The following is an 18089-nucleotide window of genomic DNA, read 5'->3' on the forward strand; positions in this document are numbered from 1 at the left end:
CTAGCGACAATAGCACTGTGGCACCACCTGATCCCATTCCGAACTCAGAAGTGAAACGCAGTAGCGCCGATGGTAGTGTGGGAGTTCCCATGTGAGAGTAGGACATTGCTAGGCTCCTAATTAAGAGAAACCCGATTCGAAAGAGTCGGGTTTTTTGCTTTCTGACGTTTAAAAAAGACCAAATCCATAGCTAGCATGCATTAATAACAAGGGTAGTGTGTCTTATATTAGACATGCTCATGTCAGAGTAGGATATTTTGCTGTTTGTTCTATGATAAACCTATATCTTTTATTAGCTTAATAGTTACAATATTGAAAAAGTTTTAATAGGTCTGATTAATGCGTTACTTAATATATTTATTTTCCTCTGTATTCCTGTTTATATTTCAAGTGAATTCTTATGAATTCGTCCTTGAAAAATCACCAAGTATTAATAAACTTGTAGATTTTAAAACAAGTGACTTATGTCAAGTTACTGAAAATACGATGGATTATATACAAAAGGTTCCTAGTGATAAGTTTGCAGTACACCCAGGGACAGTATTTAACAATAAAATTAGTATGCAAGATATTGAACAAACATTGGCGTTTATCTGTACAACTTATCGTGATGACGTTCGAGCAAAACGACAGAGTCGCCTACACGATATAGCATTTGTAAAAGAGAATTTTAATTTTTTTCGTTGGCTCCCTGATACACAGACAGCACAACTAATTGCAGATAAAAGTACTAATGAAGTTAAAAGTCGATTACTAAATAGTATTCCCAAAGATAAAATTTTTCTTACTAAATATTATACGAAACTATTAGATGCCAGTACCGTTAAAACCACTAAATATAATCAAGCTTTGTATGCCTTACCGACTGATGAGGAAGGCCTTTCATTAGATCAAGCTGAAAACCAGAAACAGCAATTGATAAGGTATAGGTATACCCGACAAGATATTATGGCAGGAGCCTTATCAAATAATAAAGCGGTTAAACCTCTAATTTGGTTATCTGAAGAAGCATTACATGATGTTTTGTTACAAGGCACTGGCGTGGTAAACGTCGATGGAAAAGTTCGTTACTTTAATGTTCACCGTAATAACGGCATAGCTTATGATTATGCATTAGGAAAACGAGAGCAAGCAAGATATTGGTATTTTATTGAGGTCCCTAGCATTATGGGCTATGGCCAAAAACAAGAGGATAAGATAGCGTTAAAATCTCAAGTAACGTTTGCTGGCAATGTAAAGCAGCTAGGGTTAGGTAAACTCTTTATGGTTAGCTATGACCGTAATAATGAAAATATATCACGGATCGGTGTTCTAGCTGATCAAGGTGGAGCCTTCGATGATAATTTATTCCAATTAGATATGTTAGTAGATAGCTATAAAGGTTGGAGTGATTATCACCAAGCTAATAAGCATTTACCCGACTACGCTCAGGCTTGGTTAATGTTACTAAAGTAAATAAAGGCTTATACGGCAGCAAAAATTGCATCAGCGAGTCTTTTATCTAAAATGCTTGCTGTAATATCTTCAGGTTTAGCTTTTACATTAGGGGTAGGCTGGCTGTCTAAAGGGAGATGAATATTTACTTTCTTTCTTTTAAGATTATATTGATTTTTAAGTAAACTGCACGGCGAAAACATAAAGTGTATTACAAACATAGCACATTTCGATGTTACCAATTATAGGATCTCTGAAGTATCTAGTTTAAATCTTGATCTGTATCAAACACAAACGAAAGACTTAATGATAATCGTTTGCATTACGCTTTATTCATGTGTATTATCACTTCAATTATAAAAACTCTCTCTACAAACTATAACGGACATGAACCCATGATGAAGAAAACCTTAATTGCTTCTGCACTTGTTGGCTTATTTGCTAGCACGGCTGTTATTGCAAATGACGATACAGAGGAATTACGTAAAGTTATTGCCCAGCAACAAGAAGTATTAAAGAGCTTAGAACAACGTTTAGATCAAACAGAGCAGCGCTTAGAAGCAACTGCTGACCAAGTTGAGTCAAGTACAACTGCTAGCCCATTTGCCAAAACAACAATTGGTGGCTACGGCGAATTACATTATAACAACTATAAAGATACTGACGCGAAAGTTGATTTTCATCGTTTCGTACTATTCTTTGGTCATGAGTTCACCAATAAACTTCGCTTTTTCTCTGAATTCGAATTAGAACATAGCATTGCTGGTGAAGGCCAAGATGGCGAAGTTGAGCTAGAACAAGCTTACGTAGAGTACGATTATAGCGACACTATCACTACCAAAACAGGTTTGTTTTTGGTTCCTGTTGGCATCATAAACGAAACTCACGAGCCACCAACATTTTATGGTGTTGAACGTAACGGTGTTGAAAAGAATATTATTCCAGCTACGTGGTGGGAAGCCGGTGTTGCAGCTAACTTTAAGTTGGCGCCAGGTATAGCTGTTGATACTGCTATAACTAGTGGCTTAAACGTTGGAGATGATTACAAAATTAGAGGCGGACGTCAAAAAGTTTCTAACGCTTCGGCTGAAAACTTAGCCTACACTGGGCGTATAAAATATACAGCTATTCCAGGCTTAGAGTTAGCCGCAACGGTTCAGTTTCAAACAGATTTGGCTCAAAGTGCTGCTGGTGTTGATAAAGCTGCTGCAACATTAATTCAAGCCCATGCTATTTACCAAGTTAATAACTTCACCGTTCGTGCACTATATGCCGCTTGGAATATTTACGGTAAAGAAGCAAAAGCATTAGGTCGAGATGAGCAAACAGGTTGGTACGTTGAACCTTCATATATGTTTAATGAAAAAATGGGTGCTTTTGCCCGCTATGCTGAATATAACAATGAAGCAGGAGCTAGTTCTTCTGATGCTGTTGAATCAACCAGTGTAGGTATCAATTATTACTTACATGAAAACGTTGTACTAAAAGCCGATTTTGAAGAATTAAGCGGTTCAAAAGACTCGCAAGGCTTTAACTTAGGTTTTGGCTACCAGTTTTAATTTGATTTACTTATCGCAAACTTGCGTTAGGTTATAATTCACATGGAAGTGAATGAGCATTATTTGCTCATTCACTTTTGTGTTTTAACAAATCTATTTATCATCAAGGGTGACATGTGGTTAAAATTATATTCACTTTCTTAGTTATACTTAGTTTGCAAACACCGGCGTTTGCGAATGGTATTTATCAAACATCTAAACAGTTTATTAGCAGTTCTTTTAATGGTGAATCACCAAAATCTAAAGCGCTATGGTTGTCAAATGACGACAAAGTGGTAATTAGTGATATTATGAGCCATGAATATAACCGTTTACGCGTAAGGTACTGGCAGCAAGAAAATGCAACGGTTTGGGTGCTTGAAGAAATAGGTAAAGAACAACCTATTACAATTGGTGTTCACATTAAAGACGAGCAGGTAGTTGATCTTAAAGTCCTTGTTTATCGAGAGTCCCGTGGTGATGAAGTTCGACATGACTTTTTCACAAATCAGTTTAAGTCAGCCTCACTGACTAAAGAAAACATGCTTAATCAACATATTGATGGTATAACAGGCGCAACCATGTCGGTACGCGCACTAACTAAAGTTGCACGTTTGGCATTGTGGTTAAATAAAAAGGTAAAAGTTTAATTTTTACCGGTAATAAGTTTATTTAGATAGGTCTAACGTATCCCAATGATAAATAAAAAATCAGCATACTTAATCCGTAATCGGTTTGTTCGTCATCTGCGAAAATGGCATCGGCAACTGGGTATATTTGCTGCATTATTCCTGATTTTTCTTTCTATTTCGGGTGTCGCTTTAAACCACACCTCATTTTTTTCTTTGTCAGATAAATCAATCACTAGCTCAATACTACTTAATCATTATGGAATTAAGCCCCCTAGTGATATTCGTTTTTATCAACAAAAAGAATGGTTAGTCACTGACCAGCTTATCTGGTTAAACGATCAAGTGGTTTTTCAAAGTGATACGCCTGTTATCGGTATTAGCCGTTTTCAATCTTATCTATTGTTGGTTACCACAAAGCAACTTGTTATTTTTACTGACGAAGGGCTTATTATTGATAAGATCGACAATTCCAGTGATTTACCTACGCCTATTTCAGCATTTAGCATTATTGGTGATCAGCTTGTTTTAAATACACCAGAGGGTTATTTTCAAGGAGATAGTGATTTCTTTGAGTGGCAAAAGATCACTACGCTGGTTGAGCCGTCTTGGGTGGAAAGTGCTTCTGTGACCGAAAATGAGTTGGTTGTGGCGAACAAAAAATTCCAATCGCAGTTTTTAAACTGGGAAAGAGTGATTCTTGATGCTCACTCTGGCCGATTATTTGGTAACTTAGGTGTTTGGTTTATGGACATTGTTGCTTTGATGCTTATCTTACTATCAGTGAGTGGTATTTATATTTGGCTAAAGTTTACTTATAAAAAACGTTAATATTACCCTTAGCAAGTGTTCAACCCCAGACCTTTAACGCTAATTAAGGTCTGGTCTATTTATAAATAGCTGAGCCTACTTAGCTATTGTTGAGTAAGTATTCTTTACTCTGTCGACTGAAGTAAAGCTTCTAACTCTTGTTGATACTTTTCTTTTTTACTTTCTGAAAAGCCAACATGAGTACTAACCACCTCTCCTGAACGGTCAATGATGTAGCTGCTTGGCATGCCTTTTAATTTGAATTTACGGGCAACATTGCCTTTAGGGTCATAAAAAACGGTGAAATCAGCCGGAACTTCTGCCAAAAATTCATCTGCTAATGCTTTATTGTTATCAACGTTAACACTGATAATAGTTAAGCCTTGCTGTTTATATTGCGCTTGTATTTCGTTCATCCACGGGAAGGACTTTCGACAAGGACCACACCAAGATGCCCAAAAATCTAAATAGATCACTTGTCCTTTGTGATCAGCAATTAATTTATCAAAATTTTGTAATACGTTTTCCTGTGCTATTGGCTGGGCAAAACTTACCGTTGTAAAACAAAAACTGGTCAGGACAGAGAATAACAATGGAATTAATTTTCTAGTGTTCATAGTATTTTACTTTGCAGAGTTTTTCTTATTAGAACACGGATATTTAACGAGGTGAAGTGTGATAGTTATAAAACGATAATTGTATTTTTAATGATGAGTAAGGTAAATTGCACGCAATACTTTATCTTTTAGACAGACTTATGAAATTACTTTTACAGATCAGCTCCTTGTTCATTGCTTTAATTTTACCATTGAGCATAGCGAATGCTTCAGCAGATAAAACACCCGAGCAACTTGAGCATGACAAATGGCTAAAGTTACGTTTTAGCGCTCAACATGAACGCTTGATACCGGTAGTTGCCGTTGCAGATATGTTTTTTGCTTGTGACCAAGCTAAAAATAGCGGTAATGCTAATTATCAAGTAAAGGAGCTTGTTGAAGATATGGACCGTAATTTACTGGCTGAAAAATTAACGGCTTGTTTAGCGGGAGCAACAACACAGTCTGATACTGCTTTGAATTATGGTTTGCATGGCTGTTTTTCTGAGCAATTATCAAGTTTACCACCGCAGCAGAAGTTAGAAAGAATGGCGGTGGTAACGGCAAGTATTTCAACGTTAAGCCGAGAAGAAAGGCAAAAAAGCTTTACTCGTTGTGTTACCGATCAAAGTATTAGCTATTTAAAGTAATTGCAGAGCAATCAGTTAAAGCTAAAAGCACAAAGTTAAGTGCCTGCTACTTAATTCAATAAGTTAGCCGGTGAAAACTGGTCAGTTAATAACTTAGTCTTTTCTGGCCAGTCTTGCTCGACACTAATTGGTGTCATTTGTTGGCTTATCTTTAATAAATCAATATTGAAAGGTGTTAAACGTGTTTGTAATTTTTTTGCTCGCTGATTAATTAATTCAACACTGGGCAGTTGTCCTTTGGCGGCTAAGATAATGCGATTACTATTTTTATAGTTTCGTACATTATAAAAATCGCCAAATACTGCTTTATAGGTAGCTGATTCATGTGCATATAAATCACTGACTGAAAAAGTATTAGCGCTTAATACACCTTCGGGGCTAAGTAAATCTTTAGCTTCTTGTAAAAACTCTTGCGTTAATAAGTGCTCAGGAATGTAATCACCGTTAAACGCATCAAGAATTATCCAATCGTATTGTTGTTTTCTGATCAACGCGCGTTTAATAAAAATTCTGCCATCTTGTATTACCGATGAAACAGCTTGGTTTTCGAGAAAACCAAAATATTGCCGAGCAACTTTTACAACCGCAGGGTCTATTTCAACATTGGTGATTTTACTCGTTGGGTAGAGTTCTTGAAGGACGTTTGACATAGTTCCGCCACCTAAACCAACAATAAGAATACTTTTAGGCTGCTCAATTAATAGCAAAGCGGAAAAGAGTAGTTTTGTATAATTAAAGACTAAACGTTGAGGGGCAGTTTTATAAAAGCAGCTTTGATTCGTTTTAGTTGTTTTCACATTGAATTTCAAACAACGTAAATCACCTTGATCATCAACCAATATATTTCGATATAATGAACGTTCTTGGTGAACGACTTCCGCGCTTGTACTATTAACAAATAGGCAACTCAGGATAAAAATAGTTAACATCGAATAATTAAGCTTACTCATTTATAACACCTACTGTATTAAAGCTAACAGATTTCACCGATTTATTTAAGACAATAGCAATAAGTCCCAATAACGCTAATATCGAACTAAACACCATAATAATACTGTTCACTTCAAAAAATAACACCAGATAAAATGAAGTAAGAATAGTACCTAATGCACTACCTAGTGTGGAAACAAAATATAGTTTTCCAGCGATTTGACCGCTCTTATCTCGGTCAGTTACTAATAAGCGGACCGAGTAAGGGGAGATCATCCCTAAAATAATCGTAGGTATAAAGAAGAGCGCTGTACAGGCGAGTAAAGAGCCATAGCGAGAATCTTCAACATTTAAAAAGATGACTTCCATTATTGTTGTTGACCATAAGGCAACGGGCAAAATGGTAATGCCTGCTAATACAAAGATAAAACCATATTTTTTCAAAGAAGCATTTTTTGTCGACAGCTTACCACCAGCCAAATAGCCAAACGATAAACTCAGCATAAACACGGTAATTATACTGCCCCAAATATGCACACTACTGCCAAAAAAAGGAGCAAGTATTCTGCCACCTAATAGTTCAATGCCCATTATGCAAAAACCGCTACAAAAAGCGAGTAGGTAAATGAATGGGTTTTGCCATGATGGCTGGGGTTTGGTATCCGTCATTTAGGGTATCAGTAATATTGTCTATTAAGTAAAGCTATCTTAACGACAAAAGGCGCGATATACCAAGCCAATTTGATAGGTAGCCGTTCGACCTGAATTTCAGTTGCATCCTGAAAATTCAAGCTAAACGGCGATACACGCCTTTTGGGTTTGTTAAGACTTATTTACGCTTTTTAGCTGCTTGCTTCTCGAGTAAAGGTTTTAAGAACCTGGCGGTATGTGATGTCTTGTGTTTAGCGACCTGTTCAGGTGTACCAGAAACCAATATTTCACCACCACCAGAGCCACCTTCAGGGCCTAAATCAATAATCCAATCGGCTGTTTTTATCACGTCTAAGTTATGCTCTATAACAACAACAGTATTGCCATGGTCACGCAAACGATGGATAACATGCATCAGTTGTTTGATGTCGTGAAAATGCAAACCTGTGGTTGGTTCATCAAGAATATAGAGGGTCTTACCGGTATCACGTTTGGATAGCTCTTTTGATAATTTAACCCGTTGTGCTTCACCGCCTGAAAGGGTAGTGGCCGACTGACCTAATTTTATATAACTTAAACCAACATCCATTAACGTTTGTAATTTACGATTAATAGCTGGGATGGGGGCAAAAAAAGTTAACGCGTCTTCGATTGTCATATCAAGCACTTCATGAATGCTCTTACCTTTATATTTTACTTCTAATGTTTCGCGATTATAACGTTTTGAATTACACGCATCACAAGGAACATAAACGTCAGGTAAGAAATGCATTTCAACTTTGATTAATCCATCGCCTTGGCAAGCTTCACAACGCCCGCCTTTTACATTAAAGCTAAAGCGTCCGGGTTTATACCCTCTTGAACGTGACTCTTGAGTCGCAGCAAAAATTTCACGAATAGCGGTAAATATACCCGTATAGGTTGCAGGGTTTGATCGTGGTGTTCTCCCTATCGGGCTTTGGTCAATATCGATAACTTTATCAAGTAAATCTAAACCAATAATTTCTTTATACGGTGCTGGTTCTTGTGTCGTCGCACCATTTAAAGCAATGTGAGCAAGTTTAAATAGGGTATCGTTAATCAAGGTCGACTTGCCTGAACCTGAAACACCAGTTACACAGGTCATAAGACCATTGGGTATAACTAAATCAACATTCTTTAAATTATTACCGGTTGCGCCTTTTAGTTCAACGACATTGTTTTTATCAAAAGGCACACGAACCTTAGGTATCTCAATACCTTCTCGTCCTGAAAGGTACTTACCCGTTAGTGAATTTTCACAGGCTAAAATATCATTTACATCACCTTGAGCAATAATTTCACCACCATGAACACCGGCTCCAGGGCCAATATCAATAACATAATCGGCGGCTCTGATGGCGTCTTCGTCATGCTCAACCACGATCACGGTATTGCCTAAATCACGTAAATGGATCAAGGTTTTTAATAAACGTTCGTTATCGCGTTGATGTAACCCAATTGATGGTTCGTCTAATACATACATTACGCCAACTAAACCAGCACCTATTTGGCTTGCTAAACGAATACGTTGTGCTTCACCGCCTGATAAGGTGCCAGCAGCGCGTGATAAATTGAGGTAATTTAAGCCAACATTAACTAAGAAGCCTAAACGTTCACACACTTCTTTAAGAATTTTTTCTGCAATTTGTGCTTTCTGACCTGATAAATTTAAGTTTTCGAAAAAGGCTAAGGCGTCAGAAATAGCAAGCTCGGCAATATCAGTTAATGGTGTATCAGCAATAAAAACATTACGCGCTTCAAGGCGTAAACGACTGCCATTACAATCTGGGCAATGTTGGCTATTTAAGTATTTTGATAATTCGTCACGAACGGCATTAGATTCTGTTTCACGGAATCGTCGTTCCATATTATTAATTATGCCTTCAAACGGGTGCTTACGAATAACAACATCACCACGGTCGTTCATATATTTGAATTCAATCTCTTGTTTACCACTACCACGAAGTATTAAATCTTGGTCACTCTTGGATAACTTTTCAAAAGGTTTATCAAGGGCAAATTTATAATGATCAGACAGTGCTTGTAGCATTTGAAAATAGTAAAAATTACGTTTATCCCAGCCACGTATTGCACCGCCCGCCAAGCTCAATTCAGGGTTAGTAATAACACGAGCAGAGTCAAAAAACTGTTGATTACCCAAACCATCACAGGTTTTACAGGCACCTGCTGGATTATTGAATGAGAATAAGCGCGGCTCAAGCTCTTGCATGCTATAACCACACTTTGAACAAGCAAAATTAGCTGAAAAGACTAATTCTTCTCGATCAGGTTCATCCATAAAGGCAACTTTAGCAGTACCCGCGGTTAAACTTAATGCGGTTTCAAAAGATTCGGATAAGCGAAGTTGAATATCGTCACGTACTTTTAAACGGTCAACCACCACTTCAATCGTATGTTTTTTGTGAAGTTCTAATGTTGGAGGATCAGATAAATCACAGACCTCGCCGTCTATTCTAGCTCGAATATAACCCTGAGATGCGAGGTTCTCGAGTAATTTAACATGCTCACCTTTTCGACCTTGAAGCACAGGCGCGAGCACCATGACTTTTGTACCTTCTTCAAGCGCTAAAACCTTATCGACCATTTGTGAATTTGTTTGTGCCGCTAAAGGCTGGTGATGTGTAGGGCAACGTGGCTCGCCAACACGGGCATAAAGTAGTCGTAAGTAATCGTAAATTTCGGTAATAGTACCCACAGTAGAGCGTGGATTATGCGACGTTGATTTCTGTTCAATAGAAATTGCCGGCGATAAGCCTTCTATGTGGTCGACATCAGGCTTTTCCATCATCGATAAAAATTGACGAGCATAAGCCGAAAGTGATTCGACATAGCGTCGCTGACCTTCTGCATATAAAGTATCAAAAGCGAGTGAAGATTTACCTGAACCCGAAAGCCCAGTAATAACGACTAATTTTTCTCTAGGAATATCTAAGCTGATGTTTTTAAGGTTATGCGTTCTAGCGCCACGTACTTCAATGTTTTTCATAAATATCCACTCTAATAAGTTTATCCGAATGTGCACAAACTCAATAGATTCGCTATCGCTATTTTACGTAAAGTTTGAACCAAGTATTATTGCATAATTACTCGGCAATAATCAGTAATAATCTCTGTTTTTGTTCAGGACTTTGTCGTGCTACTATAGCGCGAATTTTCGCTTTTTTATGACACGTTAAATAGAGAGCCCCATGAGTACGACAGGTTTAAACAGTATTGAGAAAAAAGCCGCATTTTCTTTAGCCGCCGTTTTTGGCTTGCGTATGCTTGGGCTTTTTATGATTTTGCCAGTGTTTGCTATTTATGGCGAGCAACTGATCGGCTTTAGTCCTATTTGGATAGGCTTAGCTATTGGAGCATATGGTCTAACCCAAGCTATGCTGCAAATACCTATGGGGATACTGTCTGATAAATACGGCAGAAAACCGATTATTTTAATTGGTTTAGTTATTTTCTTCTTAGGGAGTGTTGTCGCTGCAATGTCTGACACTATTTATGGCGTTGTTTTTGGCCGAGCATTACAAGGTACCGGCGCTATTGCAAGTGCGGTATTAGCACTGGCCGCCGATTTGAGTCGAGAAGAGCAACGACCCAAAGTTATGGCAACTATTGGTATGTTTATTGGCTTGTCATTTACTCTCGCTATGGTTTTTGGACCTATAGTTGCGCAAGCGTTTGGGCTGAGTGGTTTGTTTTGGTTTACGGCAATATTAACCATTTTAGCTATGGTAATGATTCAGTTCATGGTACCAAACTCAGTAAATAAAGCGCCAAAGGGCGATAGTGTCGCTTTACCGGAGCAACTCAGTAAGCTTATTCGTAATCCCGAATTATCGCGTTTAAATTGGGGAGTATTTATTCTTCATATGGCGTTAACGGCTTGTTTTATTACTTTACCTAAACAGTTTGTTGCCAGTGGTTTAGCGCTAGAGCAACATTGGCAATTATATTTACCCGCTTTGTTAGGTTCTTTCTTTTTGATGGTACCTTTTATGATTATTGCGATTAAAAAGCAAAAAGAAAAACAGATGTTTTCAGCGGCTATCTTATTACTGGCAGCCTCGTTATTACTGTTGTGGTATTTACCGCTTGGCTTTTGGACGTTAGTGTTATTGGTGGTGATGTTTTTTACTGCCTTTAATTATCTAGAAGCAACTATGCCATCTATTTTGTCACGCATTGCTCCGGCTGGCGTAAAAGGCAGTGTGATGGGTATTTATTCGAGTAGTCAATTTTTAGGTGCTTTTACCGGTGGTATTATTGGCGGCATTATTGCCAGCCAATTTGGGGAACAAGCGATATTTTTAGTAATGTCATTGATCACTTTATTATGGTTTTTTGGTGCTATAAGCATGAAACCACTGCAAAAATCAAAAAGTTATACTTTCACGACTAGCATTGATTGCCAAGAAAAAGCCAATGAAGTCGCCGAAAAATTAATTGAATTACCTGGGGTTATCGAAGCGATATTGGTGCAAGAAGAATCGGTTGTTTACCTCAAGGTTGATGATAAAGTGGTGAATTTGGCTGATATCAAAGCTGCCTTGAACCCATAGTGATAAACCATCTGCTGAATTTTCTTATCTCCTTATAGGCAAGTTCAGCAGAGACAAAGCTGTTAAATACCACAATTAATAAACGCCACTAACCAGGTAATATTGCTTACTAGTGCCTATTGTTAACGCAACATCATCATCAATATACTTACCTATTAATGCTTTTGCCATCGGTGAGTTTTGTGTAATAACGGTATAGGGCTTTCTATTTAATACGCCTTGAAAGCCTCCTGCGGCCGGCGCAATAAAAAACCATTTATCACCACCTTTTTCTGGTGTTATCTGTACTAAGGCGCCTATTGAAACAGGCATTCTTTCCTCAAAATTGTAAATAATGAACCGTTCAATGGCTTGTTTAGCTTGTTGAATATCATTGACACGTCTAGATTGCCCTTCCGCTAAATAGCTAGCTTCAATAGCAAGCGTATCGTATTGAGTTTCTGCGACCGACTGATCATCAGTGGCGGCTAAGTGAGCATTATTTGCTGCTGTTTTTATCGCAGACAATTCTGCTGATAAATGGGCAAGGATATCGTTAATTATTATCTGTTTTTTCATCATACTCAGCATACTTGCTTGAAATTTTTAGTAAATATATTTTTGATCTGACAGCTGTCAAAATAGTACTTGAATTTATCGTTATAAACGTCTACTTTATAATGATAATAACTGGTTTGACCATAAAAATAATCCCGAAAAAGTGAACTACTATGACAATTAGCACAGCCAATAGCGCCTTTCCTAACTTATTAGCCCCATTAGATTTGGGTTTTACCACCTTAGCAAATCGTACACTCATGGGCTCAATGCACACTGGACTTGAAGAAGAAAAGGGCGGCTTTGATAAATTGGCCGCTTTTTATCAAGCTCGAGCTAAAGGTGGTGTCGGCTTAATTGTTACCGGTGGTATTAGCCCCAACGCACGCGGGCGCCTAACACCTATGGGCTGTGAACTCAGTAAGTTTTGGCACGTCGCTAAACATAAAAAAATTACTGAAGCGGTTCATCAGTATCCAACAAAAATTTGTTTGCAGTTGTTGCACGCCGGTCGTTATTCTTATCATCCATTTAGCTTTGCGCCAAGTAAAGTTAAGTCACCGATAAACCCATTTACACCCGCTGCGATGTCAGTTCGTCAAATTAAAGGCACCATTAAAGACTTTGCCCATTCAGCATTATTAGCACAACGTGCAGGCTACGATGGTGTTGAAATTATGGGTTCTGAAGGTTATTTAATTAACCAGTTCTCATGTGTACGCGTTAATAAACGAACCGATGAATGGGGAGGCTGCGTTGAAAACCGTATGCGCTTAGCCATTGACATCATTAAAGCTGTTAGAGAAAAAGTGGGTGAAAAATTCATCCTTATCTTTAGATTGTCGATGCTAGATCTTGTTGATGGAGGTAATAGCTGGGCCGATGTAGTTACCATGGCAAAGGCGGTTGAAGCGGCTGGGGCGACATTAATCAATACCGGTATTGGCTGGCACGAAGCGCGCATTCCTACCATTTCTACTTCGGTACCACGTGCTGCATTTACTTGGATCACAGAGAAAATGAAGCAAGAAGTTTCTATTCCATTGGTGACAACTAACCGCATAAATACCCCAGAGGTCGCTGAAGAAGTTTTATCATCAGGACAGGCCGATATGGTTTCAATGGCGCGACCCTTTTTAGCTGATGCGGAATTTGTCCAAAAAGCGATGGAAAATAAAAGTGATGAAATCAACACTTGTATTGGTTGTAATCAAGCCTGTTTAGACCATGTTTTTCAGCAAAAACGTGCTTCTTGTTTAGTTAATCCAACGGCATGTTATGAAACAGAACTGACCTTCGCTAAAGCGTCAAAAAATAAACGTATCGCTGTTGTAGGCGCTGGCCCTGCTGGTTTAGCTTTTAGTGTCTATGCGGCACAACGAGGTCATAAAATAGAAATTTTTGACCGTGCTAGTGAAATTGGCGGTCAATTTAACTTTGCTAAGCAAGTACCAGGTAAAGAAGAATTTTATGAAACGATTAGGTATTTTAATAAGCAAATTAACTTACTCGATATTAAGCTACATTTATCCACCGAAGCGACTGCCGAAACGCTAGCAAATGCTGGCTTTGATGAAATAGTGGTTGCAACGGGTATTTTACCTAGAAAACTCGATATAGAAGGTATTGAGCATGAAAAAGTAAAAAATTATTTAGATGTACTACGTGATAAACAACCCATAGGAAAAAATGTTGCCATTATTGGCGCTGGAGGTATTGGGTTTGATGTTGCGGTTTACTTAGCGGAAGAACACGAAAAAAGTCCTCTCGTGAACAACAAAGAAAAATGGTTAAAGAGCTGGGGCGTAGATCAAAGTTATCAGGGTAATGGTGCTTTGTTGGACAAGTCGGCAGTAGAGCCTATTGAAAAAACATCACGTAATATTCACTTATTACAAAGGAAGTCGACTAAGGTCGGTGCAGGGTTAGGGAAAACAACGGGTTGGATCCACAGAGCGACCTTAAAAAATAATGGTGTAAAAATGTTAGCTGGTGTCAGTTACAAAAAAATAGATGATGCAGGTTTAACCATTGAAATTGATGGCATAGAGCAAGTACTAGATGTTGACCATGTTATAATTTGTGCAGGGCAAGAATCACAACGTGGTTTATATAATAAATTAGAAAGCATCAAGGGTGCGGAGCAAGGACTACACTTAATTGGTGGTGCTAAAGTTGCTGCTGAATTAGATGCGAAAAGAGCGATACGCCAAGCTGCAGAGCTTGCCGCTATCATCTAACAGTAAGTGCTCGCCGACTTGTTGAAGATATAAATAATAATTGAAAGAAAGCAACTCTGTTTATGGTCAACTGTTATGTAGTTATATTCGCATAACAGTTAACCCATAAAAATAAGAGTAATTATGTCTGCATTTCTAAAACCTGCAATCTCACTTTCTAATGCTTTACGTTTTAAAGCGAAATTTATTCTTTTAGCGGGTATGTTTTTTCTACCTGTTTTTCTTGGTTCATGGTGGATAGTTCAAGAGCAAAGTGCTTTGATAACACAACATGAAGAGCAATTAATTGGGCTAACACAAATACAGCAAGCAGTAACACTAGAGCAAGCAATAGCCGATAGTCGCTTTCAACAAGTTAAATCGAGTGTAGTTACCAATAAAATTTCACAATTGAACTTACCTAGAGATATTTCAACTTCTGCATTGTTACAGGCTTGGCAAGGTTTACGAGAAAAAGAAACCTCCCTTCAAACTGAGGGTTACCAAGCAATTTACGAGCAAAGCTTATCGATTCGAGAACGCCTTGCCGCCTTAAGTGGCTTATCCAGAGAAAATGACGCGATAGCCTTTTACTTAGCTGAGGCAAGTAGCCAACGAATTCCCGCCTTATTAGAATATTTAAAACGGACTGAATCAATCAGTGCTCAAATTATTACCAATGGCTTCAATGCAGAAAATTACACTCTTGTTATCGCGCTTGATAAACGTCTTGATGAACTACAAGTACAACTTGACAAAACAACCGTACAGCTAGAGCGTGTTGCTAATGATGAACTGTCTTTATACTTGCCTAAACACGCCGACTTTAATCTACAACTTGATGAATACCAGCAAAAATTACATCAACAGATGATCGACCCAGATAGAATATCGTTAACTCAACAGCAAGCTACACAATTAGCCGAAACAGTTTATCAATTGACTGAAAGTTTGTTAAAAACTAGTGACAATTTGTTATTAACAAGAATTGATACCTTAACGCAGAAGAGTGAGCAAACTCTTTGGATTTTAGCGATAGTATTAATAGTTGTTATTGTGGTGATTGGCTACTTACTCATGGGGATTTATTATTCCTTAATTAATAATGTTAATGCCATCAACCAAGCGGCTGAGTATTTAGGTAGCGGTAACTTTTCTCAGGCGTTAAAGGTTAACGCGTCTGATGAACTTGGTGATATTGCTAAAAATTTTAGTCAAATGCAAAGAAAAATACGCCAATTACTGACCATCTTTAGTGATGACATTAGCAAATTACGCGCTTCGGCAAACAACATTCATCAACTCACCGATCATATGAAGCACAGTATTGCCCAGCAACAGCTAAACACACACTCCGTCGTGCGGTCTATCAATGAAGTTAGTGGCTCGGTTCAGGTGATTTGCGACAGTACTGAAGCGACACTGCAATTAACGGAACAAACCAGCGAGCACGTTAATCAAGGTGGTCATATTATTAGTGACACGGCACAAGCCATTAATAATATTTCAGAAGAGGTTAATACGTCTGCAGGCCTTATTGATGAATTGGCAAAATATAGCCATGACATTGGTCAGTTTGTTAACGTCATAAAAGAAATAGCCGATCAAACCAATTTGTTGGCACTTAATGCGGCTATCGAGGCAGCACGTGCTGGAGAGCAGGGACGTGGTTTTGCTGTTGTTGCTGATGAGGTGAGAACGTTAGCTAGTCGAACTCAAGACTCTACAGCCGAAATTCAACGTATAATTGCCTTGTTACAATCAGGCACCAGTCGGTCTGTTGAAGCAATGCACCAAGGTGTTGCAATGGCTAAACAAGGTGTTGATAAAACAACACTCGTCAAAACCACTTTTACAGAAGTTACGCATAATGTTGAAGACATTGTTGGTGCGACCTTACAAATATCAACCGCCGTTAATCAGCAAGGTGTTATGGTAAAAGAAATGGCAGAAAATACCCAAAGTATTGCCCAAGACGCAGACTTAGTTATGCAATCAGCAAAAGATGCAGCCGGCGCAGGGGAAAATTTATTAACACTGGCTGACCACCTTACACAGCAACTGTCGCAATTTAAACTCGATGACTTATCGAAATAAAGTGACTGTTTGAACAAATAAGGTATTATTGCCCGTTAAACCAATGTGTTCATAAATTAAGTGGATTTCCTGAATGAATAAAGTATTAGCGGGTATTCCTCTTTTAGCTGAAAATATTACGGTGCTATCAAGCGCAAAACAATATGCTACCGCCTTAGTTCGATTAATTGAAAGTGCGCAATCACGTATTTATATAACGGCTTTATATTTACAAGATGATGCGGCTGGTCAGCAAGTGTTACATGCCCTATATCAAGCAAAGCAAACTAACCCTCATTTAGATATTAAAGTGTTTGTTGATTTTCATCGCGCGCAAAGGGGTCTAATTGGTGATAAATCAGGGCAAGGTAATCGCGATTTTTATCTTGAAGTAGCCTCACAATACAGTGAAAGTATTGCCGTGTACGGTGTGCCGGTTAAACGTAAAGAATTAATGGGCGTTTGGCACTTTAAAGGCATGATTTTTGATAATACTTTACTTTATACGGGGGCGAGTATTAATGATATCTATTTGCACCAAGCTGAAAAATATCGTTTAGACCGTTATTACCAAATTCAATCACCGGCGTTGTGTGAAAGTTTTTGTCAATTCCTTCAACAAACCTTTGTTAAGAGTGAATTCTCGCCGCAATTAAATGTGGCAACTTTACCTAATAAATTACAAATAAAAAATACAATATCTAAGCTAAAAGCGCTATTAAAAACGGTACGTTTTAACTTCTATGCACAAAAACCTGAATCTTTAGCAGGTGAATTATCTGTTGTGCCGCTGATTGGTTTTGGCCGGAGAAAAAATCAACTTAATCAACAGATCCGCGAAACGATTCGTTTATCAAAGAAAAATTTACTGATTTTTACCCCCTATTTTAATTTACCGAAGCCGGTTATGCGAGATTTACGTTCAGCGCTAAAGCGTGGCGTTGAAGTGACTATTATTATTGGCGATAAAAAAGCCAATGATTTTTTTATTGCGGATGAAGATAAATTTTCAACAATAGGTATTATTCCTTATATTTATGAAACCTTATTAAAGGCATTTTTAAAAAGACAACAAAAATACATTGATAACAAGCTGCTGAAAGTGCGTTTATGGAAGCACGAAAGTAATAGTTTTCATTTAAAAGGCATAGTTGCTGACGAACGCTGGCATATTTTGACTGGTAATAATCTTAATCCACGGGCTTGGGGCTTAGATCTAGAAAATGGTTTATTAATTGACGATGCCAAGCAAAACTTATTACCTACGCTCACTGATGAACTGGCAGTTATTAATCAACATACGACATTAATTAGCAGTTACTTGCAACTCGAGTCACAAGATCAGTACCCAGAAAAACCTAAAAAACTGTTAAAAAAATTAAGAATGGCTCAAATAGACCGATTACTGAAACTATTTTTATAAG

The 18089-nt window shown here is 38.0% G+C and carries 15 protein-coding genes and 1 rRNA gene; 10 read left to right on the forward strand and 6 right to left on the reverse strand.

What is annotated here, in order from left to right; translation table 11 throughout:
• Window positions 1-114 (forward strand): 5S ribosomal RNA (gene rrf / locus H4J62_RS18310).
• Window positions 115-339: 225 nt separating this feature from the next.
• A complete protein-coding gene (locus H4J62_RS18315; RefSeq protein ID WP_182217933.1) occupies window positions 340-1455 on the forward strand; it encodes an MltA domain-containing protein in 1116 nt (371 codons plus the stop codon).
• An 8-nt stretch (window positions 1456-1463) separates the two neighbouring features.
• Here H4J62_RS18315 and H4J62_RS18320 read toward each other — a convergent pair whose 3' ends face one another.
• Window positions 1464-1655, reverse strand: a complete 192-nt coding sequence (locus H4J62_RS18320; protein WP_182217935.1) for a hypothetical protein — start codon at window positions 1653-1655, stop codon at window positions 1464-1466.
• A gap of 177 nt (window positions 1656-1832) precedes the next feature.
• Here H4J62_RS18320 and H4J62_RS18325 point away from each other — a divergent pair, with 177 nt between their 5' ends.
• From H4J62_RS18325 to H4J62_RS18335, 3 genes are all read left to right on the forward strand, one after another.
• On the forward strand, window positions 1833-2993 hold the full coding sequence (locus H4J62_RS18325) for a porin (protein ID WP_182217961.1): 1161 nt from the start codon (window positions 1833-1835) through the stop codon (window positions 2991-2993).
• A 116-nt stretch (window positions 2994-3109) separates the two neighbouring features.
• Window positions 3110-3622, forward strand: a complete 513-nt coding sequence (locus tag H4J62_RS18330) for an FMN-binding protein (RefSeq protein ID WP_182217937.1) — start codon at window positions 3110-3112, stop codon at window positions 3620-3622.
• Window positions 3623-3667: 45 nt separating this feature from the next.
• Complete coding sequence (locus H4J62_RS18335; protein WP_182217938.1) at window positions 3668-4432, forward strand: PepSY-associated TM helix domain-containing protein; 765 nt, start codon at window positions 3668-3670, stop codon at window positions 4430-4432.
• Window positions 4433-4536: 104 nt separating this feature from the next.
• On the opposite strand, the gene H4J62_RS18340 is transcribed toward H4J62_RS18335, so the two are convergent.
• A complete protein-coding gene (locus H4J62_RS18340; protein ID WP_182217939.1) occupies window positions 4537-5028 on the reverse strand; it encodes a TlpA disulfide reductase family protein in 492 nt (163 codons plus the stop codon).
• Window positions 5029-5168: 140 nt separating this feature from the next.
• Between H4J62_RS18340 and H4J62_RS18345 the strand changes: the two genes are divergently transcribed.
• Window positions 5169-5657: a hypothetical protein gene (locus H4J62_RS18345; RefSeq protein ID WP_182217940.1), complete on the forward strand. Its 489-nt coding sequence runs from the start codon at window positions 5169-5171 to the stop codon at window positions 5655-5657.
• A gap of 50 nt (window positions 5658-5707) precedes the next feature.
• Here H4J62_RS18345 and H4J62_RS18350 read toward each other — a convergent pair whose 3' ends face one another.
• From H4J62_RS18350 to uvrA, 3 genes are all read right to left on the reverse strand, one after another.
• Window positions 5708-6607 (reverse strand): fused MFS/spermidine synthase, encoded by a 900-nt coding sequence (locus H4J62_RS18350; RefSeq protein ID WP_182217941.1) that lies wholly within the window; start codon window positions 6605-6607, stop codon window positions 5708-5710.
• Window positions 6600-7256, reverse strand: a complete 657-nt coding sequence (locus H4J62_RS18355; protein ID WP_182217942.1) for a fused MFS/spermidine synthase — start codon at window positions 7254-7256, stop codon at window positions 6600-6602. The genes H4J62_RS18350 and H4J62_RS18355 overlap by 8 nt, the downstream gene beginning before the upstream one ends.
• 160 nt (window positions 7257-7416) lie before the next feature.
• Complete coding sequence (gene uvrA / locus H4J62_RS18360) at window positions 7417-10266, reverse strand: excinuclease ABC subunit UvrA (protein WP_070375593.1); 2850 nt, start codon at window positions 10264-10266, stop codon at window positions 7417-7419.
• 202 nt (window positions 10267-10468) lie between these two features.
• Between uvrA and H4J62_RS18365 the strand changes: the two genes are divergently transcribed.
• On the forward strand, window positions 10469-11833 hold the full coding sequence (locus H4J62_RS18365; protein WP_182217943.1) for an MFS transporter: 1365 nt from the start codon (window positions 10469-10471) through the stop codon (window positions 11831-11833).
• Window positions 11834-11908: 75 nt separating this feature from the next.
• Here the strand turns inward: H4J62_RS18365 and H4J62_RS18370 are convergent, their stop codons facing one another.
• Window positions 11909-12394 carry a hypothetical protein gene (locus H4J62_RS18370; RefSeq protein WP_182217944.1) on the reverse strand — a complete coding sequence of 162 codons (486 nt, stop codon included), beginning with the start codon at window positions 12392-12394 and terminating at the stop codon, window positions 11909-11911.
• A gap of 149 nt (window positions 12395-12543) precedes the next feature.
• On the opposite strand from H4J62_RS18370, the gene H4J62_RS18375 reads away from it, so the two are divergent.
• From H4J62_RS18375 to pssA, 3 genes are all read left to right on the forward strand, one after another.
• Entirely contained in the window at window positions 12544-14610 is a 2067-nt protein-coding gene (locus H4J62_RS18375; RefSeq protein ID WP_182217945.1) for an NADPH-dependent 2,4-dienoyl-CoA reductase, read from the forward strand.
• Between the two features lie 123 nt (window positions 14611-14733).
• Window positions 14734-16686 (forward strand): methyl-accepting chemotaxis protein, encoded by a 1953-nt coding sequence (locus tag H4J62_RS18380; protein WP_182217947.1) that lies wholly within the window; start codon window positions 14734-14736, stop codon window positions 16684-16686.
• Between the two features lie 73 nt (window positions 16687-16759).
• Window positions 16760-18088: a CDP-diacylglycerol--serine O-phosphatidyltransferase gene (gene pssA, locus H4J62_RS18385; RefSeq protein ID WP_182217949.1), complete on the forward strand. Its 1329-nt coding sequence runs from the start codon at window positions 16760-16762 to the stop codon at window positions 18086-18088.
• The last annotated feature ends 1 nt before the right edge of the window (window position 18089 follow it).

Source organism: Colwellia sp. BRX8-5 (assembly GCF_014077325.1).
Taxonomy (GTDB): Bacteria; Pseudomonadota; Gammaproteobacteria; order Enterobacterales; family Alteromonadaceae; genus Colwellia_A.

Bases quoted from the DNA above. Each gene is read 5' to 3' on its own strand.
- H4J62_RS18315 (WP_182217933.1), top strand. From the start codon at position 340: ATGCGTTACTTAATATATTTATTTTCCTCTGTATTCCTGTTTATATTT.
- H4J62_RS18320 (WP_182217935.1), bottom strand. From the start codon at position 1,655: ATGTTTGTAATACACTTTATGTTTTCGCCGTGCAGTTTACTTAAAAAT.
- H4J62_RS18325 (WP_182217961.1), top strand. From the start codon at position 1,833: ATGAAGAAAACCTTAATTGCTTCTGCACTTGTTGGCTTATTTGCTAGC.
- H4J62_RS18335 (WP_182217938.1), top strand. From the start codon at position 3,668: ATGATAAATAAAAAATCAGCATACTTAATCCGTAATCGGTTTGTTCGT.
- H4J62_RS18340 (WP_182217939.1), bottom strand. From the start codon at position 5,028: ATGAACACTAGAAAATTAATTCCATTGTTATTCTCTGTCCTGACCAGT.
- H4J62_RS18345 (WP_182217940.1), top strand. From the start codon at position 5,169: ATGAAATTACTTTTACAGATCAGCTCCTTGTTCATTGCTTTAATTTTA.
- H4J62_RS18350 (WP_182217941.1), bottom strand. From the start codon at position 6,607: ATGAGTAAGCTTAATTATTCGATGTTAACTATTTTTATCCTGAGTTGC.
- H4J62_RS18355 (WP_182217942.1), bottom strand. From the start codon at position 7,256: ATGACGGATACCAAACCCCAGCCATCATGGCAAAACCCATTCATTTAC.
- uvrA (WP_070375593.1), bottom strand. From the start codon at position 10,266: ATGAAAAACATTGAAGTACGTGGCGCTAGAACGCATAACCTTAAAAAC.
- H4J62_RS18365 (WP_182217943.1), top strand. From the start codon at position 10,469: ATGAGTACGACAGGTTTAAACAGTATTGAGAAAAAAGCCGCATTTTCT.
- H4J62_RS18370 (WP_182217944.1), bottom strand. From the start codon at position 12,394: ATGATGAAAAAACAGATAATAATTAACGATATCCTTGCCCATTTATCA.
- H4J62_RS18375 (WP_182217945.1), top strand. From the start codon at position 12,544: ATGACAATTAGCACAGCCAATAGCGCCTTTCCTAACTTATTAGCCCCA.
- H4J62_RS18380 (WP_182217947.1), top strand. From the start codon at position 14,734: ATGTCTGCATTTCTAAAACCTGCAATCTCACTTTCTAATGCTTTACGT.
- pssA (WP_182217949.1), top strand. From the start codon at position 16,760: ATGAATAAAGTATTAGCGGGTATTCCTCTTTTAGCTGAAAATATTACG.